The sequence below is a fragment of the Streptomyces regalis genome, assembly GCF_001509475.1.
In the GTDB taxonomy this organism is placed as follows: domain Bacteria; phylum Actinomycetota; class Actinomycetes; order Streptomycetales; family Streptomycetaceae; genus Streptomyces; species Streptomyces regalis.
Genome location: NZ_LLZG01000308.1, coordinates 1 through 299 on the forward strand (window position 1 = coordinate 1; position 299 = coordinate 299).

Here is a 299-nt window from a genome sequence, read left to right on the forward strand (position 1 = left end):
CGTGGGGGGTGTGGGAGGCGTAGTCGACGGGGATGGTGCGGGCTTGGATGTTCTGCTCGTTGAGGCTGCTGACCAGGCGGGCGAGGGATTCCGCGTCGCCGGCGATGACGGTGGTGGTGGGTCCGTTGAGGGCGGCGATGTGGAGGTCGGTGTGGTCGGCCAGGAGGGTGCGGGTGTCGTCGGCGGACAGGGGGAGGGAGGCCATGCCGCCGGTGCCGGCCAGTTCAAGGAGGGTTTTGGAGCGGAGGGTGACGATTTTGGCGGCGTCGTCGAGGGTGAGTGCTCCGGCGGTGTAGGCG

Annotated in this window: 1 protein-coding gene; it reads right to left on the minus strand. The window is 69.6% G+C overall.

The annotated features are described in order from the left end of the window. Positions 1 to 299 (minus strand): acyltransferase domain-containing protein (locus tag ADL12_RS27340; RefSeq protein ID WP_159053312.1); only part of this gene is annotated, 299 nt, incomplete at both ends.